Annotated in this window: 1 protein-coding gene; it reads right to left on the bottom strand. The window is 47.6% G+C overall.

Features of this window, described 5'->3' with window-relative positions; genetic code table 11:
* Positions 1 to 95 precede the first annotated feature (95 nt).
* Positions 96 to 721, bottom strand: a 626-nt coding sequence (locus KIV40_RS31340; protein ID WP_285353203.1) for a c-type cytochrome, incomplete at its 5' end; no start/stop codon positions are given.

Raw genomic sequence — 721 nt, 5'->3', positions numbered from 1 at the left:
CTCAAATAGTTAAGTAATAATTACCGCTATGCATCAAGATTTTAGATGAAATACGTGCTCAATTGAGCACGCATTATTCTGATGTCGATACTGTATTATTGTACCCGTGATGGCGGGAAGGCTTGGCTGCCAAGGACATGACCATTCACTTCTTTACCGTAGTAACCTTGATGATCATGATACTTTTGCGCATTGGCTTCTAAGTCACCTTTATAACGAGGGTCTTGCGGACGCTCGTGACTATTAATGTAGGCCGCAACATCCCATGCGTCTTGTTCGCTTAACTGAACACTTTTCCCTAGCGGCATATTCTCGTAGATGAAGTAAGCTGCGGTGTTAATACGGTGCATACCTGCTCCCCAATTGTACGCGTATTCCCCCCATAATGGCGGAATGTATGAGCGTCCATTTCTATCGCGGATGCCTTGCCCACTGTCACCATGACACGCTGCGCAGTTATCAACATAGACTTGTGCGCCGCGTTCAGGTGAAGGTTGCAACTTAGGGTTATCTATTTTCGGGTACCCACGACCAGCCAGGTTGCCACGTTCATTAACCGGTAGCGCTTTCGCTATTTCTGACGGTAATGGGAAGTCCTCGGATTTACCGCCTTTCAATAACAGCTCTCGGCTTATCGCGGGAACAGGCTTGTCTTGCATACCGTATTCATCCAGTAAACCGCCCATTGCTAGCCAATACGCGTAGGCACTGAGTGCTTCGA

The organism is Vibrio sp. D173a (assembly GCF_030248475.1).
Note: the sequence above shows the minus strand (reverse complement) of the source record. Positions and strands in the feature narration are given on the sequence as shown.